This is a genomic window from Mesorhizobium sp. NFR06 (genome assembly GCF_900115245.1).
Taxonomy (GTDB): Bacteria; Pseudomonadota; Alphaproteobacteria; order Rhizobiales; family Rhizobiaceae; genus Mesorhizobium.
Genome location: NZ_FOVT01000013.1, coordinates 168,271 through 186,133, shown reverse-complemented (window position 1 = coordinate 186,133; position 17,863 = coordinate 168,271). Strand labels below are relative to the sequence as shown.

Here is a 17,863-nt window from a genome sequence, read left to right as displayed (position 1 = left end):
GGGTGTTTGGACCGGGGACATCGCGAACAGGTGTGCGAGGACATCGCGAACAGTTTTGCGCGTTTTGCGCGAGGGGGTTCGGGATGCCATTCGAGGCCAAAAGCGTGATGAGCCAGAAAGAAGAGTTCGTGAGATTGGCGCTGGCGCCTGGCGCTAATGTGAGCGCGTTGTGCCGACGCTTCGGCATTGGTCGGACCTGTGGTTACAAGTTGCTTTCGCGCTATCGGATGGAAGGCGCGGCAGGCCTGGCGGAGCAGTCTCGGCGACCACTGTCGAGTCCGGCACGCAGTGCGCGGGAGGTGGAAGCAGCAGCCGTTTCGGTGCGTGTGGCGCATCCAGCCTGGGGTGGGCGCAAGATCGCGCGGGTGCTTGCCCGCGAAGGTATCGGCACGCCGGCGGCTTCGACGGTCACCGGGATCCTGCGCCGCAACGGTATCGAGCTGGGGGCTTTGGGCGGCGGAGCCCAGCCTTTCATTCGCTTCGAGCATGCCGCCCCCAACCACCTGTGGCAGATGGACTTCAAGGGCCACGTTGCCTTGCGCGCCGGCCGGCTGCATCCGCTTACCGTGCTCGACGACCATTCGCGCTTCTCGATCGCGCTGTCGGCCTGCGCCGACCAGACCACCGAGACCGTAAAAGCCCGGCTGATCGCCGCCTTCCGTCGCTATGGCCTGCCATGGCGCATCGCCACAGATAATGGCCCGCCCTGGGGCGATGGCGGCCGCAACGACTTCACCTTGCTCACCGTCTGGCTGATCGAGACTGGCATTGCCGTCAGCCACTCCCGGCCTTGCCATCCGCAGACGCTCGGCAAGGACGAGCGCTTCCATCGTTCGCTCAAGGCCGAGGCATTGCAGGGACCGCCCTTCGCCAATCTCGCCGAGGCTCAGGATGCATTCGACCAGTGGCGCCACGTCTACAACGCCCAGCGTCCCCACGACGCGCTGGACGGCGGCGTGCCGCTCGATCGCTACCAGGCCTCGCCACGCCAGTATCGCGAAACTGTCGAGCCGTTCGAATATGCCAAGGACGATCTCATCCGCCGCGTTCAGCAGCACGGCTTCGTCTCCATTCTCGGCCGAACCATACGCTTGCGCCGGGCCTTCGCCGGAAAGTCTGTCGCTTTCCGCCCCACCGCCACCGACGGCGTCTTCGACGCCTGGTTCAGACATCAGAAAATAGAAACCATCGACCTCAACACCTTGGTCCGATAGCATGCAAAACTGTTCGCGATGTCCTCGCACACCTGTTCGCGATGTCCCCGGTCCAAACAAGGGGGAGAAGGGGAGCTGGTGCTTGCCAAACGCCATCACGCTGCTATTCTTGCTGCTAAAATAATTTCACACACAGGCAAAGTTGTTTCTTGCTCGGAGGAGGGTTTGAGATGAGCCAGTCGCCCTACCCTGCCGTCCTGTCCAGACCGCCGCACCCGAGCCTGATCTTGAGGCCGGGCCAGGTCAGCCTGCCGTCCGGCATGGAGCGTTATACCGTCCAGGGCAATGGCGCGGTGCTGATCGACGTCGAAGCCGGCGATAGCGTCAGCGTGACCAATGTCGAGGGCGGGCAGCCGTGCGAGCTGCTGGCCTGGGACAAATCCGGCGTCACCGATCCCGGCATTTTCGGCGAGCGGTCCAACAGCAACGCGGCCGGCATCAAGGCGCTGCTGTCCGAAGGCGACGACAGCCTCTCGGCTGTGCGCCTTGCCCTGCAACGCCGCAAGGTGCAGCTCGACCAGCCGATGGCCGTGCGTGTTTTCGGCGGCGCCACGCCCGCCGGCACGGAGCAGAGCTTTTCGGTAGAGCGCGCTGGCGCGCTGCTGGTCGCGGCTCCCGGCGGGCCAATGCTGGTCGACGGCCACAACACCGCGACGCCGCTCACCGTGATGGTGCGCCGCGCCACGATCCGGCTGAAGACGCGGTCGCAGCTTCCCGATCCGCTCGCCGATCCGGTGCTCGATCTCAGGGTGCATTCGGCGACCGCCGAGTCCTATTTCGTCAAGGCCGGCGACTATCTGCAGATCATCGATGTCGATGGCCGGCAATGCACCGATTTCCAGTGTTTTTCCGCGCGCAAGATCGACAAGGGGCGCGACCTGCCGCTCGACGTGACGACGACACGAACGCTGATGGGCTCGGCCTATCCGATGCCCGGCCTGCATTCGAAATATTACGACCAGGACATGGAGCCGCTGGTCGAGGTGGTGCAGGACACATGCGGCCGGCACGACGCCTTCGCGCTCGCCTGCGCGGCCAAATACTACGACGACATCGGCTATCCCGGCCATGTCAACTGCTCGGAGAATTTCAACAAGGCGCTCGCCGACAAGGGCGTGACGCCCCGCGCCGGCTGGATGGCGATCAACTTCTTCTTCAACACGGCGATCGACGCGCATGGCGTGATGGTGTCGGACGAACCGTGGTCGCGGCCGGGCGACTATGTGCTCTTGCGCGCCCTGACCGACATCGTCTGCGTGTCCTCGGCCTGCCCGGACGACACCACACCCGCCAATGGCTGGGACCTCACCGACATCCATGTGCGCAGCTATTCCGGCCAGCACAAATTCTCGCGAGCGATCGCCAGACGCATGAAGCCCGACTCGGAACCGAAAATGACCCGCGAGACAGCCTTTCATTCGAGCTTAGCCAAGCACACGCGCGACTTCGTCGAATACAGGGGCTACTGGCTGGCCAATTCCTTCGCCAAGGAAGGCCCGATCGCCGAATACTGGGCCTGCCGGCAGGCCGCCGTGATCATGGACTTGTCGCCGCTGCGCAAGTTCGAGGTCACCGGGCCCGACGCGGAAGCGCTGCTGCAATACACGCTGACGCGCGACGTCAAGAAGCTCGGCGTCGGCCAGGTCGTCTATACGGCGATGTGCTACGAGCATGGCGGCATGGTCGACGACGGCACGCTGCTGAGGCTCGGCAAGGACAATTTCCGCTGGGTCGGCGGCGACGATCTTTCCGGCGAGTGGCTGCGCGAGACCGCCAAGAAACTCGGCCTCAACGTGCTGGTGCGGTCCTCCACCGACCAGATGCACAACATCGCGGTGCAAGGGCCGAACAGCCGCGACATATTGAAAGAGGTCGTCTGGACCTCGCCGGTGCAGCCTTCCATCGGCGAGCTCGAATGGTTCCGCTTCGCGGTCGCGCGCATCGGCGGCGGCAACGGCGTTCCGGTCGTGGTCTCGCGCACCGGCTATACGGGCGAGCTCGGCTATGAGATCTGGTGCCATCCGCGCGACGCGGAAAAAGTGTTCGACGCGATCTGGGAAGCCGGCCAGCCGCATGGGCTGAAGCCGATGGGCCTGCAGGCGCTCGACATGGTGCGCATCGAGGCCGGGCTGATCTTCGCCGGCTACGAGTTTTCCGACCAGACCGATCCGTTCGAGGCCGGCATCGGCTTCACCGTGCCGCTGAAGACCAAGGCCGACGACTTCATCGGTCGCGACGCGCTGATCCGGCGCAAGGAGCATCCCCAGCACAAACTGGTCGGGCTCGACATCGGCGCCAACGTCGCCGTCGGCCATGGCGACTGCGTCCATCTCGGCCGCGCCCAGATCGGTGTCGTCACTTCCGGCATGCGCTCGCCGCTGCTCGGCAAGACCATCGCGCTGGCACGGCTCGACGTCACCCACGCCGACATCGGCACGGAAGTCGAGATCGGCAAGCTCGACGGCCATGCCAAGCGGCTGCCGGCGCGGGTGGTGGCGTTCGCCCATTACGATCCGCAGAAGACCAGGCCGCGTTCCTGATAGCGGCAACCCTTGCCTTCTCCCCCTGTGGGAGAAGAGAAGAGCATGTTTGGCAAGCGTGATGTGCATGACATCCACAAAACGCTTGACGCGAAAGCGTGTCGGATCAATCTTCACTCTTAAGAAAAAAATACGACTGAGTGGAAACACGACAGTCGGATCATGATTTGCCGGGGAGCAAGCTTCGCGAGAGCCGAAGCGTCACCGGCGGGGAACAGAAAAAGGGGAAGACACACATATGAGCACGATAAGCACGGCCCTCGAGCAGCCTGTCGAAAGCAAGCTGCTCAGGCATATCGACTGGCGCGGCGCCTTCTGGGTGGCAAGCGGCGTTCCGGCGCTGGTGCTGTTCTCGATCGGCGGCATTGCCGGCACGACCGGAACGCTGGCCTTCCTGATCTGGACGGTGTCCATGATCATGGGTTTCCTGCAGTCCTTCACCTACGCCGAAATCGCCGGCCTGTTCCCGAACAAGTCGGGCGGCGCCTCGATCTATGGCGCAACGGCCTGGCTGCGTTATTCGAAGCTCATCGCGCCGCTGTCGGTGTGGTGCAACTGGTTCGCCTGGTCGCCGGTGCTGTCGCTCGGCTGCTCGATTGCCGCCGCCTATATCCTCAACGCGCTGGCGCCGATCCCGATCTTCACCGAGACTTCGCCGGAGGTGGTCGCCTATATCGCCGCGCATGTTGGAACGGCTCCGGCCGACGCCATCGCCGCGGTGACCGCTGCCGCGACACCGGCGATCCGCACCTGGTCGCTGTTCAGCCACACGCTGGGTCCGGTGTCGTTCACCTTCAACGCCACCTTCTTCATCGGCGCGGTGCTGATGCTGATCATCTTCGCCATTCAGCATCGCGGCATCCTCGGCACGGCCAACGTGCAGAAATATATCGGCCTCTTGGTCATCATCCCGATGCTGATCGTCGGCGTGGTGCCGATCTTCACCGGCCAGATCAATTGGGCCAACTTCTCGCCGCTGGTGCCGTTGGCCGCCGCCTACGCTCCCGATCCGGGTTCGTGGAACATCGCCGGTTGGACGCTGGCGCTGGGCGGCATGTTCATCGCCGCATGGTCGACCTACGGCTTCGAAACGGCGGTCTGCTATACGTCGGAATTCAAGAACCCCGGCACCGACACCTTCAAGGCGATCTTCTACTCCGGCCTGCTCTGCATGCTCCTTTTCATCCTGGTGCCGTTCACCTTCCAGGGCGTGCTTGGCTTGAACGGCATGCTGGCGACGCCGATCGTCGACGGCTCGGGCGTTGCCGACGCTCTGGCTGGCATGGTCGGCGGCGGCAAGCTGATCCACAGCCTGCTTGTCATGCTGATGATCCTGGCGCTGGTGCTCTGCATCATGACGGCGATGGCTGGCTCCTCGCGCACGCTCTACCAGGGCTCGGTCGACGGCTGGCTGCCGCGCTACCTCAGCCATGTCAACGAGCACGGGGCGCCGACCCGCGCCATGTGGACCGACCTCTGTTTCAACCTGATCGTGCTGGCCATCGCGTCGGCCGACGCGACGAGCTTCTTCTTCATCCTCGCCGTGTCGAACTGCGGCTACATCATCTTCAACTTCCTCAACCTCAACGCAGGCTGGATCCACCGCATCGACAACGGCCACATCAACCGGCCGTGGCGGGCGCCGACCTGGCTGCTCGGCATCGGCGCGATCTTCGCCTACGTCAACGCCATCTTCATGGGAGCCGGCGCCAAGGTGTGGAATCCGATGGCGCTGTGGGCGGGCCTGATCACCGCGGCACTGATCATCCCGGTGTTCTGCTTCCGCCACTACATCCAGGACAAGGGCAAATTCCCGGAACACATGCTGGCCGACCTCGGCATGGCTGGCGCCGACCTCTCGGTCAAGAAGGCCGGCATGCTGCCGTACCTCACACTGATTGCCGGCGTGGCGGTGATGCTGATAGCCAACTGGCTGTTCGTCATCTGACGACAAATGCTTGGAAAAAACGGGCGCGCTTCGGCGCGCCCGAATTTATTGGCCGGCATAACGGCATGAAAGCTGACCAGCGCATGCCTGCAAGTGTTGATCATCCGCCACCGGCTGGACGCCGATGGCGGATGAACCTCGGTTGCCACCTCAAAGCTTCAGCATGATCTTTTTTTAAAGCCGCGCACCTTTCTGGATCATGCTTTATTCCGCGGCCAGCGCCAATTGCGGCCGCTCGATGCCTTCGATCTTCTCCGGCTCGGGCGCCTGCTCGTCCGACTTCGCCTTCTTGGGCGCGCGGCCGAAGAACAGGGCATAGCCAGCCGGCAGCACCAGGATGGTGAGCACGGTGGCGACCAGAATGCCGCCCATCATGGCGTAGGCCAGCGGCCCCCAGAAGACGGCGCGCGAGATCGGGATCAGCGCCAGCACCGCGGTCAACGCCGTCAGCATGATCGGCCGGAAGCGGCGCACGGCGGCGCCGACGATCGCCTCCGATCGCTCCATCCCGGCGGCGATATCCTGATCGATCTGGTCGACCAGGATGATCGAGTTGCGCATGATGATCCCGAGCAGCGCGATGACGCCGAGGATGGCGACGAAGCCGAACGGCGCGCCGCTGATCAGAAGCGCCGCCGCGGCGCCGATGATGCCGAGCGGACCGGTGGCGAGCACCAGCATCGACTTGCCGAAATGCTGCAACTGGACCATCAGGAGCACGACGATGATGGCGAGCATGATCGGCGCCTTGGCCGCGATCGAGGCCTGGCTTTCGGCGGAGTCCTCCGCACCGCCCTGGATCTCGATCTTGTAGCCGGGGGCGAGGCCGGCCCGCAGGTCCTTCATGTCGTTGTACATCTTGGTGACGACGTCGTTCGACTGTACGCCGTCCGGCAGCGTGGCGCGCACGCTGATCGTCGGCAGGCGGTTGCGCCGCCATTCGATGCCCTGTTCCATGACCGGCACGACCTTGGCCACCTGAGACAGCGGCACCGAGCCGCCGAAGTCGGTCGGGATATAGACCGAGTCGACCGAGGAGAGCAGGTGGCGGGTCGCGTCCGGCTCGCGGGCGACGATCGAAACCGTCTCCTCGCCGTCGCGGAAGTCGTCGAGCGGCGCGCCGGACATAGTCCCCTGCAGCACCTGGCGGATACGCTGCGAGGTGACGCCAAGCGCACGGGCGCGATCCTGATCGATCACCAGCTTCATCGCCGGCACCGGTTCCAGCCAGTCGTCATGGACGGCGCCGAGCAGCGGATTGGCCTGGAACTTCGCCTTGACCTCGTCGGCGATGCGGCGCACCTCATTGCGGTCCGGGCCCATGACGCGCATCTGCACCGGCCAGCCGGTCGGCGGGCCGAGGAAGAGCCGATCGACCTTGCCGCGGATCGAGGGGAAATCCTGTGCCAGGATCTTGCGCATCTTGACGATCAGCCGCTCGCGGGCCGGCTCGTCCTTGGCCATCACCAGGAGCTGGGCGAAGTTCGGATTCCTGAGCTGCTGGTCGAGCGGCAGGAAGAAGCGCGGCGCGCCTTCGCCGATATAGGTGGCGATGTAGCGCTTGTCGGGATCGTCCATCATCCTGGCTTCCAGCGCCTTGGCCTGGTTCTCGACCTCCTTGATCGAGGTGCCTTCCGGCAGCCACAGATCGACCAGGATTTCCGGTCGCGAGGATTGCGGGAAGAAATTCTGCGGGATGAACTGGAAAGCCCACAGGCTGGTGGCGAAGGTGACAAGGGTCATCACCAAAACGATGATGCGGTGGCTCACGGCCCAGGTGACCGTCGCGCGCAGGCGGCGGTAGAACCTGGTGTCGAAGACATCATGGTGGGTGCCGGCATGCTTGCGCTGCTTCAGGATCATGTAGCCCAGCCACGGCGTGAAATAGACCGCGACGAACCACGACACGATGAGCGCGATGCCGACGACGTAGAACAGCGTGCGCACATATTCGCCGGCGGTGGAGGCGGCGAAACCGACCGGAATGAAGCCCGCCGTGGTGATCAGCGTGCCGCTGAGCATCGGGAAGGCGGTCGAGGTATAGGCGAAGCTTGCCGCCTCGATCTTGACCAGCCCCTCCTCGAGCTTTCGCTCCATCATCTCGACAACGATCATGGCATCGTCGACCAACAGGCCAAGCGCGATGATGAGCGCGCCGAGCGAGATGCGCTGCAGGTCGATGCCGATTTCATACATGATGGCGAAGGTGGCGGCGAGCACCAGCGGAATGGCGATCGCGATCACCAGGCCGGAGCGCCAGCCGATCGACAGGAGCGAGACGGCAAGCACGATCAGCAGCGCTTCGCCCAGCGCCTCCATGAACTCGCTCACCGCGTCCTTGACGACCTCGGGCTGGTCGGAGATCTGGTCGACCGAAACGCCGTAGGGCAGCTCTGCCTCGAAGCGCTGGTAGGTCGCCTCGACATCCTTGCCGACATCCCTGACGTTGAAGCCCTTGGCCATGACGACGCCGACCTGGACGCTTTCGTGGCCGTTGAAGCGATATTTGCGCTCGTAGGGATCCTCGAGACCGGAAGAGACGGTGGCGATGTCGCCCAGGCGCGTCACCTGGTTGCCGGAGCGGAGCCTCAGCTCGCGGATGTCGGCGGCCTTGGTGACGTCGCCCTCGACGGAGATGCGCACCGAGCGCAGGCCAGTGTCGACCGAGCCCGCCGGATCGACGGCGTTCTGGCCCTTCACGGCGTTCTGCAGATCGATGATGGTCAGGCCGCGCTCGGCCAGCGCCTTGGACGAGACGTCGATATAGATCTTCTCCGGCTGGTCGCCGATGATGACGGCCTTCTCGACGCCCGGCGTCGTCAAAAGCATGTCGCGCGCCTGGATGGCGAACTTCTTCAGCTCCGGATAGGTGAAGCCGTCGCCGCTGATCGAATGCAGCGTGATGAAGGTGTCGCCGAATTCGTCGTTGAAATAGGGACCGAGCAGGCCCTGCGGCAGTTCGCCAGCGATGTCGCCGACCTTCTTGCGGACCTGGTAGAAGGCGTCCTTCACCTCTTCGGCATTGGTGTCGCCTTTCACCTGGAGCGTAATGATGGCGCTGCCGGCGCGGGTGTAGGAACGCACGAAATCGAGATGCGGCGTTTCCTGCAGCTTGCGCTCGATCTTGTTGACGACCTGGTCTTCCATGTCCTGAATCGAGGCGCCGGGCCAGATCGCCTGCACCACCATGACGCGGAAGGTGAAGTCCGGGTCTTCCTTCTGGCCCATGCGCATCAGGCCGAGCGCGCCGGCAAGGATGATCAGGCCGAACAGGAAGCGCGCGATGCTCGGATGTCCGATCGCCCAGCGCGAAAGATTGAAGGGCCGTTTTTCAGTGCTGTCGGTTGTGGTCATGGCGCAAGTCCAGTCCAATTGATCGGCAAGGCACGCTTGCCATCGCTCGTGAATTATCGGTCGGGCTTCCGGGCGGCGAGACCCTCAAGCGGAGAGAGACTCGCAAATCGCGCTGGACGCGGCACTGCTGCGGGGGAGCCAACATGCCGGCATCTCACGATCGGGCGCTTGCCGCCCGGAACCCAAGCCCTCCCCGGCTCGCGGCTCGACGCAGCGAGAGCGGGAAAGGCGTCTGCTGCGCCTGGTTAGTGCAGGCTACTCGTCGTGGCGACGTCGTCCTGCGCCGAGGCGGATTGCTGCGCGTCGCCGGAAAACTTGACCTTCAGGTTCTCGGTCATGAACTGGGTGCCGGCCGCGACCACGACATCACCCTGTTTCAGGCCGTCGGCGACGGCGACGCCGCTGGCGGTGAAGTTGGCGACCTTGATCGGGCGCGGATGCACCGTGTCGGACGCACGGTCCACCGTCCAGACGATCTGCTTGCCGTTCTTCTCGGTCATCGCGGTGAGCGGGATCGACACGAGTTGCTGCTTGCTGCCCACGGTCGCCTCGACGTTGGCGGTCATGCCGAGGAGCACGCGCGGATCGTTGGGCAGCGAAACCCGGACCGCGAAGGTGCGCGACTGAGGATCGGCGCTGCCGGCGACCTCGCGGACCTTGCCGTCAAGCGTCAGCCCTTCGTTCGACCAGAAGCTCGCCCTGACTTCCTTGCCGGGTCGGAAACCGGCGATGTCCGTCTCCGGCACCGCGATCAAAACCTCCTTTTCGCCGTCGATCGCGACGGTCATCACCGGCGTGCCGGCGCCGACCACCTGACCGACATCGGCGGAGATGGCGGTGACGATGCCGTTCTTGCTGGCCTTCAGGTCAGCGTATTGAACCTGGTTCTGCGCCTGGGCGAGGGTCGAACGGGCCGAATCGCGCGTCGCCACCGCCTGGTCGTAGGTCAGCCGTGCCTGGTCGAGCTGAGACTTCGGCGCAAAGTTCTTGGCATAGAGCTGCTCGGCGCGCTTCCTGGCGAGGTCGACTGTTTCGACCTGGCGTTCGGCCGCGTCGAGGCTCGCCTGGGCGCTCTTGACCGACAGCTCGTAGTCGGACGGGTCGATGCGGGCGAGCACGTCGCCTGCATTCACATGCTGGCCGACGTCGACCAGACGCTCGGTGACCTTGCCGGCGATGCGGAAGCCAAGGTTCATCTCCGTGCGGGCACGCACCGAACCGGAATAGTCGAGCTGGCGAGACGTCTGCGCCTCGCCGATCTCGACAACCTTGACGGGCCGGAGGACTTCCTGGACGACCTCGGCCTTTTCCTGGCTGCAACCGGCGAGGCCGAGCGCGGCAACGATGAGGCCGGCGGCCGGCAACCTGCGGAGGATGGAACTGGACAAAGACACCTTAGGCACTCCCGAACTGGAGATGATTTGTGAACACCGCGCGCCCGGCGGGCAGCGGCTATTTCAAGGCTCTGATGGCGTAATCGATAAGCTCGTCGGGCATTGCCCGGTTGGTCTTGGCCAGACACTGCGCCACCATTTGCGGATGGCAGAGAATGACCGTGGCGGCGCCGAAGCAGCGTGAGGCGATTTCGGGATCCTGCTGCCTGAACTCGCCAGCCTCGATGCCCTCGCGGATTACCTCGGCGAACAAGTCGTGGATGCTGTCGACATGCTTGTCGATGACGGCCCAATCGCGCTCCAGCGCGATGATGACTATCTCATGAACCTTCTGCTCGTCGAGCATGGTCTCCAGCGTCATCTTGTACTGAGCATGGATATAGCGCCGCAGCCGCTCCTCGGCGCTGATCGGGAGGTGCATGATCTCGTAGGCCATCTTGTAGCTGGCGCCGAGCATGCGGCCGCAAACCGCCTGGTGGATCTCAACCTTGGAAGCAAAGAAGCGGTAGATGTTGGCCGGCGACATGCCGAGCTCGCGGGCGATGTCGGCAACATTGGTCTTGCCATAGCCGTAGTGACGGAACAGGCGCTCGGCGCAGTCGAGAATGCGGGTCACATTCTCCTGCTTGGCGGGGTCTGCCACGATGTTGGCGGCTTCTGACATAGCGCTTTCGTTTTGATGAGTGACGAATTTCAACTTTCGTCAGTCGTAAATCGAAAGGAGCGAGGAGTCAACACGAAATCGACGTACACGTATAATTGGTGACAGATGGTGACAGTTGCGAGAGGCGATGAGCGACGTTAGCGATTGGGACCATCGCGTTTGTCGTCGTCATCCACGGGCGAAGCAAGGAGCGAAGCGACGCGCGCAGACCCGAGGATCCATTCCGTGACGATCGCCGAAGAATGAGGCGGATCAAGATGTTACGCCAATTTGCGTAGTGCCGCTGGCGGCTATCCTCGACCCACGGGAGCACGGCCGGATGGTCACGGAATGGATCCTAGGGTTTCCGCGACGTCGCTTCGCGACTGCTCCACCCTAGGATGACGACGTCGCGGATGCTGGTGCAAACTGTCGACGTCACGGCCATGTTCGAAGGGAGCGACTACGCCGTCTTCGCCATCTCCCTCAACCTGAACTTCTGAATCTTCCCCGTCGAGGTCTTCGGAATCTCGGCAAACACCACCGCCTTCGGTACCTTGAAGCGGGCCAGCAGGCCGCGGCAATGTTCGATGATCTCGGCCTCGGTCGCGGTTTTGCCGGGTTTCAGCTCGACATAGGCGACCGGCACCTCACCCCATTTCTCGTCGGCGCGGGCGACCACGCCGCAGGAAGCGACGGAAGGATGCTTGTAAAGCGCGTCCTCGACCTCGATGGAGGAGATGTTCTCGCCGCCCGAAATGATGATGTCCTTGGAGCGGTCCTTGAGCTGGATGTAGCCGTCCGCGTGCATCACGCCGAGATCGCCGGAGTGGAACCAGCCGCCGGCGAAGGCTTCGTCGGTTGCCTTGCGGTTCTTCAGATAGCCCTTCATGACGATGTTGCCGCGGAACATGACTTCGCCGATGGTCTCGCCATCAGCCGGCGTCTCGACCATCGTTTCCGGGTTCATCACGGTAAGCCCTTCGAGCGCGGCATAGCGCACGCCCTGGCGCGCCTTCTTCGCCGTCCTCGGACCCTTGTCCAGGGCGTCCCAGTCATTGTGCCATTCGTTGACGACTGCCGGCCCATAAGTCTCGGTCAGGCCGTAGAGATGGGTAACGGCAAAGCCGGCGTCGGCCATGCCGGAAAGCACGGCCTCCGGCGGCGGCGCGGCAGCGGTGTTGAAGGTGACGGTCTGCGGGAACTGGCGCTTGTCTTCCTCCTTCGCGTTGATCAGCACCGACATGACGATCGGCGCGCCGCAGAGATGGGTGACGCCATGGTCGGCGATGGCGTCGTAGATCGGCTTGGGCCGCACCCAGCGCAGGCAGACATGGGTGCCGGCCTGCACGGCGAGCGTCCAGGGAAAGCACCAGCCGTTGCAATGGAACATCGGCAGCGTCCAGAGATAGACCGCGTGCTTGGCCATGCCGGCATGGATGGTGTTGGTGTAGGCCATCAGCGCCGCACCGCGATGGTGGTAGACGACGCCCTTCGGATTACCCGTGGTGCCGGAGGTGTAGTTGAGCGAGATGGCGTCCCATTCGTCATCGGGCATCGACCAGGCGAAAGCCTCGTCGCCGCCTGCGACAAAATCCTCATAATCAGCCGAGCCGATCCTCCTGCCCTTGGGATAGGGAGCGTCGGCCGCATAGTCGGGGTCGTCATAGTCGATGACCAATGGCTTCACCTTGGCCTGCGCCAGCGCCTCCTTGACCACGCCCGAGAATTCGCGGTCGACGATCAGCACCTTGGCGTCGGCATGGTCGAGTTGGAAGGCGATGACGGCGGCGTCGAGGCGGGTGTTGAGCGAATGCAGCACCGCCTTGGTCATCGGAACCCCGAAATGGGCTTCCAGCATCGGCGGCGTGTTCGACAGCATCACCGTCACCGTATCGCCCTTGCCGATGCCGCGCTTGGCAAGCGCCGAGGCGAGCTTCAGCGAGCGGCGCCAGAAATCGCGATAGGAAATGCGCCGGCTGCCGTGGATGATGGCGACATGGTCGGGATAGGTCTTGGCCGCGCGCTCGAGATAGGTCAGCGGCGTCAGCGGCTGATGGTTGGCGGCGTTCCTGTCGAGGTCCTGTTCGTAGGGACTGGCCATCCCGGTTCTCCCCAAAACTCTTTTCGAGCTTTCTATCCGCAGCTCCGCGATCATGCCATCCCACTAAACGATCGGGAAATGCTATGATATCAGCTCTTGGTAGAACGGCCGCCTCAACGAGTCCGCTTCGGGAGGCATTTGCATCCGTTCCTGATTTGACTTTTGTCGAGAGCCGTGACTAATGTCAGCCGAGGAGGCGGCATGGCGATCAGACCGGCAGAACAGCTCATCCATAAGGCCGCCTGGCTGTACTATGCCCACGGCCTTCGCCAGGACGAAGTGGCGAACCTGCTCAAGATCTCGCGTGCATCGGTCGCCATGTATTTGCGCAAGGCGCGTGAGACCGGCATCGTCAACATATCGACCTCGACGCAGCTTTTCACCGACGACGTCATGGCGCGCGAGGTCGAGGACGCCTTCAAGCTCGACGCCGTCTGGATCGCGCCGGAAAATGCCTATGTTGCCGATCCCTCGACCGACATTGCGGTGCTGGCGGCAAGCGTCTTCCTGGAGCTGGTGAAGAAGGGCGACCGCATCGGCGTCGCCTGGGGCCGCACCGTCTACACCATCGCCGACATCATGTCCTATGCCGACCTGCAGGACGTCACCGTGGTGCAGCTCTGCGGCAATCTCGGCGCGCCCTATTCCTATCGGCCGGACCAGTGCACGATGGAGATCGCGCGGCGGCTGAACGCCAGGGGCCTCAATTTCTACGCGCCGCTGGTGCTGTCGACCGAGGCGCTGGCGCAGGGCCTGCGTGCCGAGCCGGTGATCCGCGACCAACTCGCCGGCATCAGCGACTGCGATCTGGCGCTCTATTCGGTGGGCGCGGTCGACGCCGACAGCCATCTGGTGAAATGCGGCGCGCTGACGCCGGCCGAGATGGAAGCGCTGCGCAAGGAAGGCGCCGCGGGGGTCATTGCGGGGCAAATCATCGACGCCAGCGGCGAGGCGCTCGACTGCAGCTACAACCGGCGCGTCATCTCCGCCGAGCTCGCTTCGCTGCGCGCCATCGGGAAGCGGCTGATGGTGGTGCAGGAAGATACCAAGTTCGAGCCGCTGCTGGCAGCCATCGCCGGCGGGCTCTGCACGCATCTGGTGATCGGCGCGCATATGGCCGAGCGCCTGCTACAGCAGGCCGGAGCGGCAAGCAAAAAGGCCTCGTAGGAAAAACCACCTTCGCCGCGAACTGTCATCAAGGCGTCGCGGCGTCCTGTTCATGAACAGCAAAAAGACGGAATCGGACGGAACGACATGAAGAACCTTTGGAACGACGCCGACGCGCAAAAGATGGTTGCCGACTATGCCAAGAAGGGTGTCGGCCGCGACCTTGCGCTGCGCGTCTATACGACCCGTCTGCTCGGCGGCGAGCCGCGCCTGGTGCTGCACGGCGGCGGCAACACCTCCTGCAAGACCAAGGCCACCGACCTCGTCGGCGACGAATGGGACGTGCTCTGCGTCAAGGGCAGCGGCTGGGACATGGCCGTCATCGAGCCGCAAGGCCTCCCTGCGGTGAAGATGGACGCGCTGCTCAAGGCGCGCAGGCTGGAAAAGCTGTCGGATGAGGACATGGTGGCGCTGCAGCGTTCCAACCTCATCGATCCCGCCTCCCCCAACCCGTCGGTCGAGACGCTGCTGCACGCCTTCCTGCCGCACAAATTCGTCGACCACACGCATTCGACCGCCATCCTCGCCATCGTCGACCAGGAAGACAGCAGGGCACTGGTGAGGACAGTGTTCGGCGACAAAATGGGCTACGTGCCCTACATCAAGCCGGGCTTCGACCTCGCCAAGGTCGCGGCGGAGGTTTTCGACGCCGATCCGAGCGTCGAGGGCCTGATCCTCGACAAGCACGGCATCTTCACCTTCGGCGACGACGCCCGGCAGGCCTATGACCGCATGATCCACTATGTGAACGTGGCCGAGGACCATGTCGCGAAGAACGGCAAGCCGCCGGCGGCCAAGGCGGCGCTGCCGGCAAGGCTCGCCAAGCCGAGCGACATCGCGCCGACGCTGCGCGGCGCTGTTGCCGTGTCGCGCGGCGAAGGCCGCTTCGACCGGATGATCAGCGACTTCCGCACTTCCGATGCAATCGTCGATTTCATCAATTCGGCTAAGATCGCAGACTATGCCGGGCGCGGCGTATCGACGCCGGATCTGTCGATCCGCATCAAGACCGGACCGATGGCCGTGCCGGCGCCCGATGCCGACAAGCTCGGCGACTACAAGGCGGTCATCCGCAGCCGCGTCAGGGCCTTCGTCAAGGACTACACTGCCTATTTCGAGGCCAACGACGCGCTGGACGACGTCAAGCGCACCATGCTCGACCCGATGCCGCGCCTGACGCTGGTCCCCGGCCTCGGTATGTTCGGCCATGGCCGCACGCTGAAGGACGCCAGGATCGCTTCCGATGTCGGCGAGATGTGGATCGAGGCAGTGCGCGGCGCGGAGGCGATCGGCAATTTCCATCCGCTCTCCAAGGCCGATCTCTTCCCGCTCGAATACTGGTCGCTTGAGCAGGCCAAGCTCGCTTCGAACAAGCCGAAGCCGCTCACCGGCCAGGTGGTGCTGATCACCGGCGGCGCCGGCGCCATCGGCGCGGCAACCGCCAAGCTTTTCGCCGCCAACGGCGCGCATGCCGTCATCGTCGACCTCGACCCCGCAAAGGCGGCCGAAGCGGCAAAGGCGGCCGGCAACAGCTCGATCGGCGTCGGCGCCGACATCACCAATCCGGCCGAGATGCGCGCCGCCTTCGACAAGGCGGTCGCCGTCTTTGGCGGCGTCGATATCCTGGTGTCCAACGCCGGGGCGGCTTGGGAAGGCCGCATCGGCGAGCTCGACGACGCCACCTTGCGCAAGAGCTTCGAGCTCAACTTCTTCGCCCACCAGTCGGCGGCGCAGAACGCGGTGCGCATCATGCAGGAGCAGGGCACGGGCGGCGTGCTGCTCTTCAACACCTCCAAGCAGGCGATCAATCCCGGGCCGAAATTCGGCGCCTATGGCATCCCGAAAGCGGCGACGCTGTTCCTGTCACGGCAATATGCCTTGGACTACGGCGCCTACGGCATCCGCTCCAACGCGGTCAACGCCGACCGCATCCGCTCCGGGCTTCTGACCGACGCCATGATCGCGAGCCGGTCTGGCGCGCGCGGCGTGTCGGAGAAGGAATACATGTCCGGCAACCTGCTCGGGCAGGAAGTCACGGCCGAAGACGTGGCGCAGGCCTTCCTGCACCAGGCTCTGGCCGAGCGCACCACCGCCGACGTGACGACCGTGGACGGCGGCAACATCGCGGCGGCCCTGCGCTGATGAAGTAAAGACACAACCTTGGAGCGGTTTGTCGTTTCATAAACGGATGAACCGCTTCCCGTCTTGACGCGGTTCCAAACGGAAGGCCTTTCATTCTTCTGCTGAAAAACTGCTTCAACCTGTCAAAGTCCGCTCCAATCCTTCGGTTACTACTCGGACGGTTGAAGGGGATGTCTGGTGATTCGCGTACGAGCTCCAACCCCGATCATTGGTGGAGTTGTCGATGCCCGCGAAAAGACTGCGTATCGGAGTGCTGTTCGGCGGGCGATCCGCAGAGCACGAGGTGTCGCTGCTTTCGGCGGCCAATGTCATGGCCGCGCTCGATCCGGCGAAATACGACGCCGTCCCAATCTTCGTCACCCGGCAAGGGCAATGGCTGCTCAGCGGTTTCGAGAACGGCGCTCTCGCCACGCCCTCCAGCGGCACTGAAATCTGCCTGTTGCCGGGTGGCCATGGACGCCTGCTGGCGATTCCCGCGAGCGACTCTCCTTACCCGCTGCCCGCCCTCGACATCCTGTTTCCGGTGCTGCACGGCCTGCACGGTGAGGACGGCGCGGTGCAGGGAGTGGCCGAGGTGGCGCGCGTGCCGCTCGCCGGCTGCGGCATTCTGGGTTCTGCCACGGCCCTCGACAAGGATATCGCCAAGCGGCTGCTGAAGGCGGCGGGAGTGCCCGTCGCGCGCTCGGTGACGATCGATGCGGATTCGGCGCCTTCCCTCGCCTCGCTGGAAGAGCAGCTTGGCCTGCCGCTGTTCATCAAGCCGGCGCGGCAAGGCTCTTCGGTCGGCGTCGCGAAGGTCAATGCCAGCCAGGAATTCGATCGAGCGCTTGCGGAAGCCTTCCGGCACGATCGCAAACTTTTGGCGGAGGAATTCGTTCGCGGCCGTGAGATCGAATACAGCGTGCTGGAGGACACCGCGGGCGAGCTCTTCGTCTCACGGCCGGGCGAGATCGTGCCCGCGGAAAGTCACGGCTTCTACGACTACAATGCCAAGTATGTCGACGAGAACGGCGCGGTCTTGATCGTGCCGGCTGAACTGCCGCCGCAGATCGAGGAGGCCATGCGTGCCATGGCTGCAAAGGCCCTCAGAGCCGTCGGTTGCGACGGGATGGCGCGCGTCGACTTTTTCCTGATGCCGGACATGCAATTCCTGGTCAACGAGCTCAACACCATTCCCGGCTTTACCGATATCAGCATGTACGCCAAGGCGATGGCGGCAAGCGGCGTCAGCTATCCGGAGGTCATCGACCGGCTGGTCGCCCATGGGCTGGCGCGCGCCGGCCGGTGAAAGGGTCTGAGGAATTGGACGCGGGGCGACAAGTTCCCCGACACAGGCATTTTGAAAGGTCGCCTTTTG

At 64.0% G+C, this 17,863-nt stretch carries 10 protein-coding genes; 6 read left to right on the top strand and 4 right to left on the bottom strand.

The annotated features are described in order from the left end of the window. Nucleotides 1-83 precede the first annotated feature (83 nt). The 3 genes from F3H96_RS22095 to F3H96_RS22085 all read left to right on the top strand — a co-directional run bounded on the left by F3H96_RS22095 (nt 84) and on the right by F3H96_RS22085 (nt 5,702). Nucleotides 84-1,214 carry an IS481 family transposase gene (locus tag F3H96_RS22095; protein WP_149791570.1) on the top strand — a complete coding sequence of 377 codons (1,131 nt, stop codon included), beginning with the start codon at nt 84-86 and terminating at the stop codon, nt 1,212-1,214. A 170-nt stretch (nt 1,215-1,384) separates the two neighbouring features. Beyond that, nucleotides 1,385-3,754, top strand: a complete 2,370-nt coding sequence (locus F3H96_RS22090; protein ID WP_149803827.1) for an aminomethyltransferase family protein — start codon at nt 1,385-1,387, stop codon at nt 3,752-3,754. A gap of 238 nt (nt 3,755-3,992) precedes the next feature. Next, a complete protein-coding gene (locus F3H96_RS22085; RefSeq protein WP_149803826.1) occupies nt 3,993-5,702 on the top strand; it encodes an APC family permease in 1,710 nt (569 codons plus the stop codon). Between the two features lie 204 nt (nt 5,703-5,906). On the opposite strand, the gene F3H96_RS22080 is transcribed toward F3H96_RS22085, so the two are convergent. From F3H96_RS22080 to F3H96_RS22065, 4 genes are all read right to left on the bottom strand, one after another. Continuing rightward, nucleotides 5,907-9,056: an efflux RND transporter permease subunit gene (locus F3H96_RS22080; RefSeq protein WP_149803825.1), complete on the bottom strand. Its 3,150-nt coding sequence runs from the start codon at nt 9,054-9,056 to the stop codon at nt 5,907-5,909. A gap of 245 nt (nt 9,057-9,301) precedes the next feature. Continuing rightward, the gene (locus F3H96_RS22075) at nt 9,302-10,450 is read right to left on the bottom strand and encodes an efflux RND transporter periplasmic adaptor subunit (RefSeq protein ID WP_149803824.1); all 1,149 of its coding nucleotides are present in this window, start codon (nt 10,448-10,450) and stop codon (nt 9,302-9,304) included. Nucleotides 10,451-10,508: 58 nt separating this feature from the next. After that, nucleotides 10,509-11,114, bottom strand: a complete 606-nt coding sequence (locus F3H96_RS22070; protein WP_149803823.1) for a TetR family transcriptional regulator — start codon at nt 11,112-11,114, stop codon at nt 10,509-10,511. Between the two features lie 442 nt (nt 11,115-11,556). After that, the gene (locus F3H96_RS22065) at nt 11,557-13,197 is read right to left on the bottom strand and encodes an acyl-CoA synthetase (RefSeq protein WP_149803822.1); all 1,641 of its coding nucleotides are present in this window, start codon (nt 13,195-13,197) and stop codon (nt 11,557-11,559) included. Between the two features lie 201 nt (nt 13,198-13,398). Here F3H96_RS22065 and F3H96_RS22060 point away from each other — a divergent pair, with 201 nt between their 5' ends. From F3H96_RS22060 to F3H96_RS22050, 3 genes are all read left to right on the top strand, one after another. Further along, a complete protein-coding gene (locus tag F3H96_RS22060; RefSeq protein ID WP_149803821.1) occupies nt 13,399-14,364 on the top strand; it encodes a sugar-binding transcriptional regulator in 966 nt (321 codons plus the stop codon). A gap of 87 nt (nt 14,365-14,451) precedes the next feature. Beyond that, nucleotides 14,452-16,506, top strand: coding sequence for a bifunctional aldolase/short-chain dehydrogenase (locus tag F3H96_RS22055; RefSeq protein WP_149803820.1), 2,055 nt, complete (start codon nt 14,452-14,454; stop codon nt 16,504-16,506). Between the two features lie 223 nt (nt 16,507-16,729). Continuing rightward, nucleotides 16,730-17,794, top strand: a complete 1,065-nt coding sequence (locus F3H96_RS22050) for a D-alanine--D-alanine ligase family protein (RefSeq protein ID WP_149803819.1) — start codon at nt 16,730-16,732, stop codon at nt 17,792-17,794. Nucleotides 17,795-17,863 lie beyond the last annotated feature (69 nt).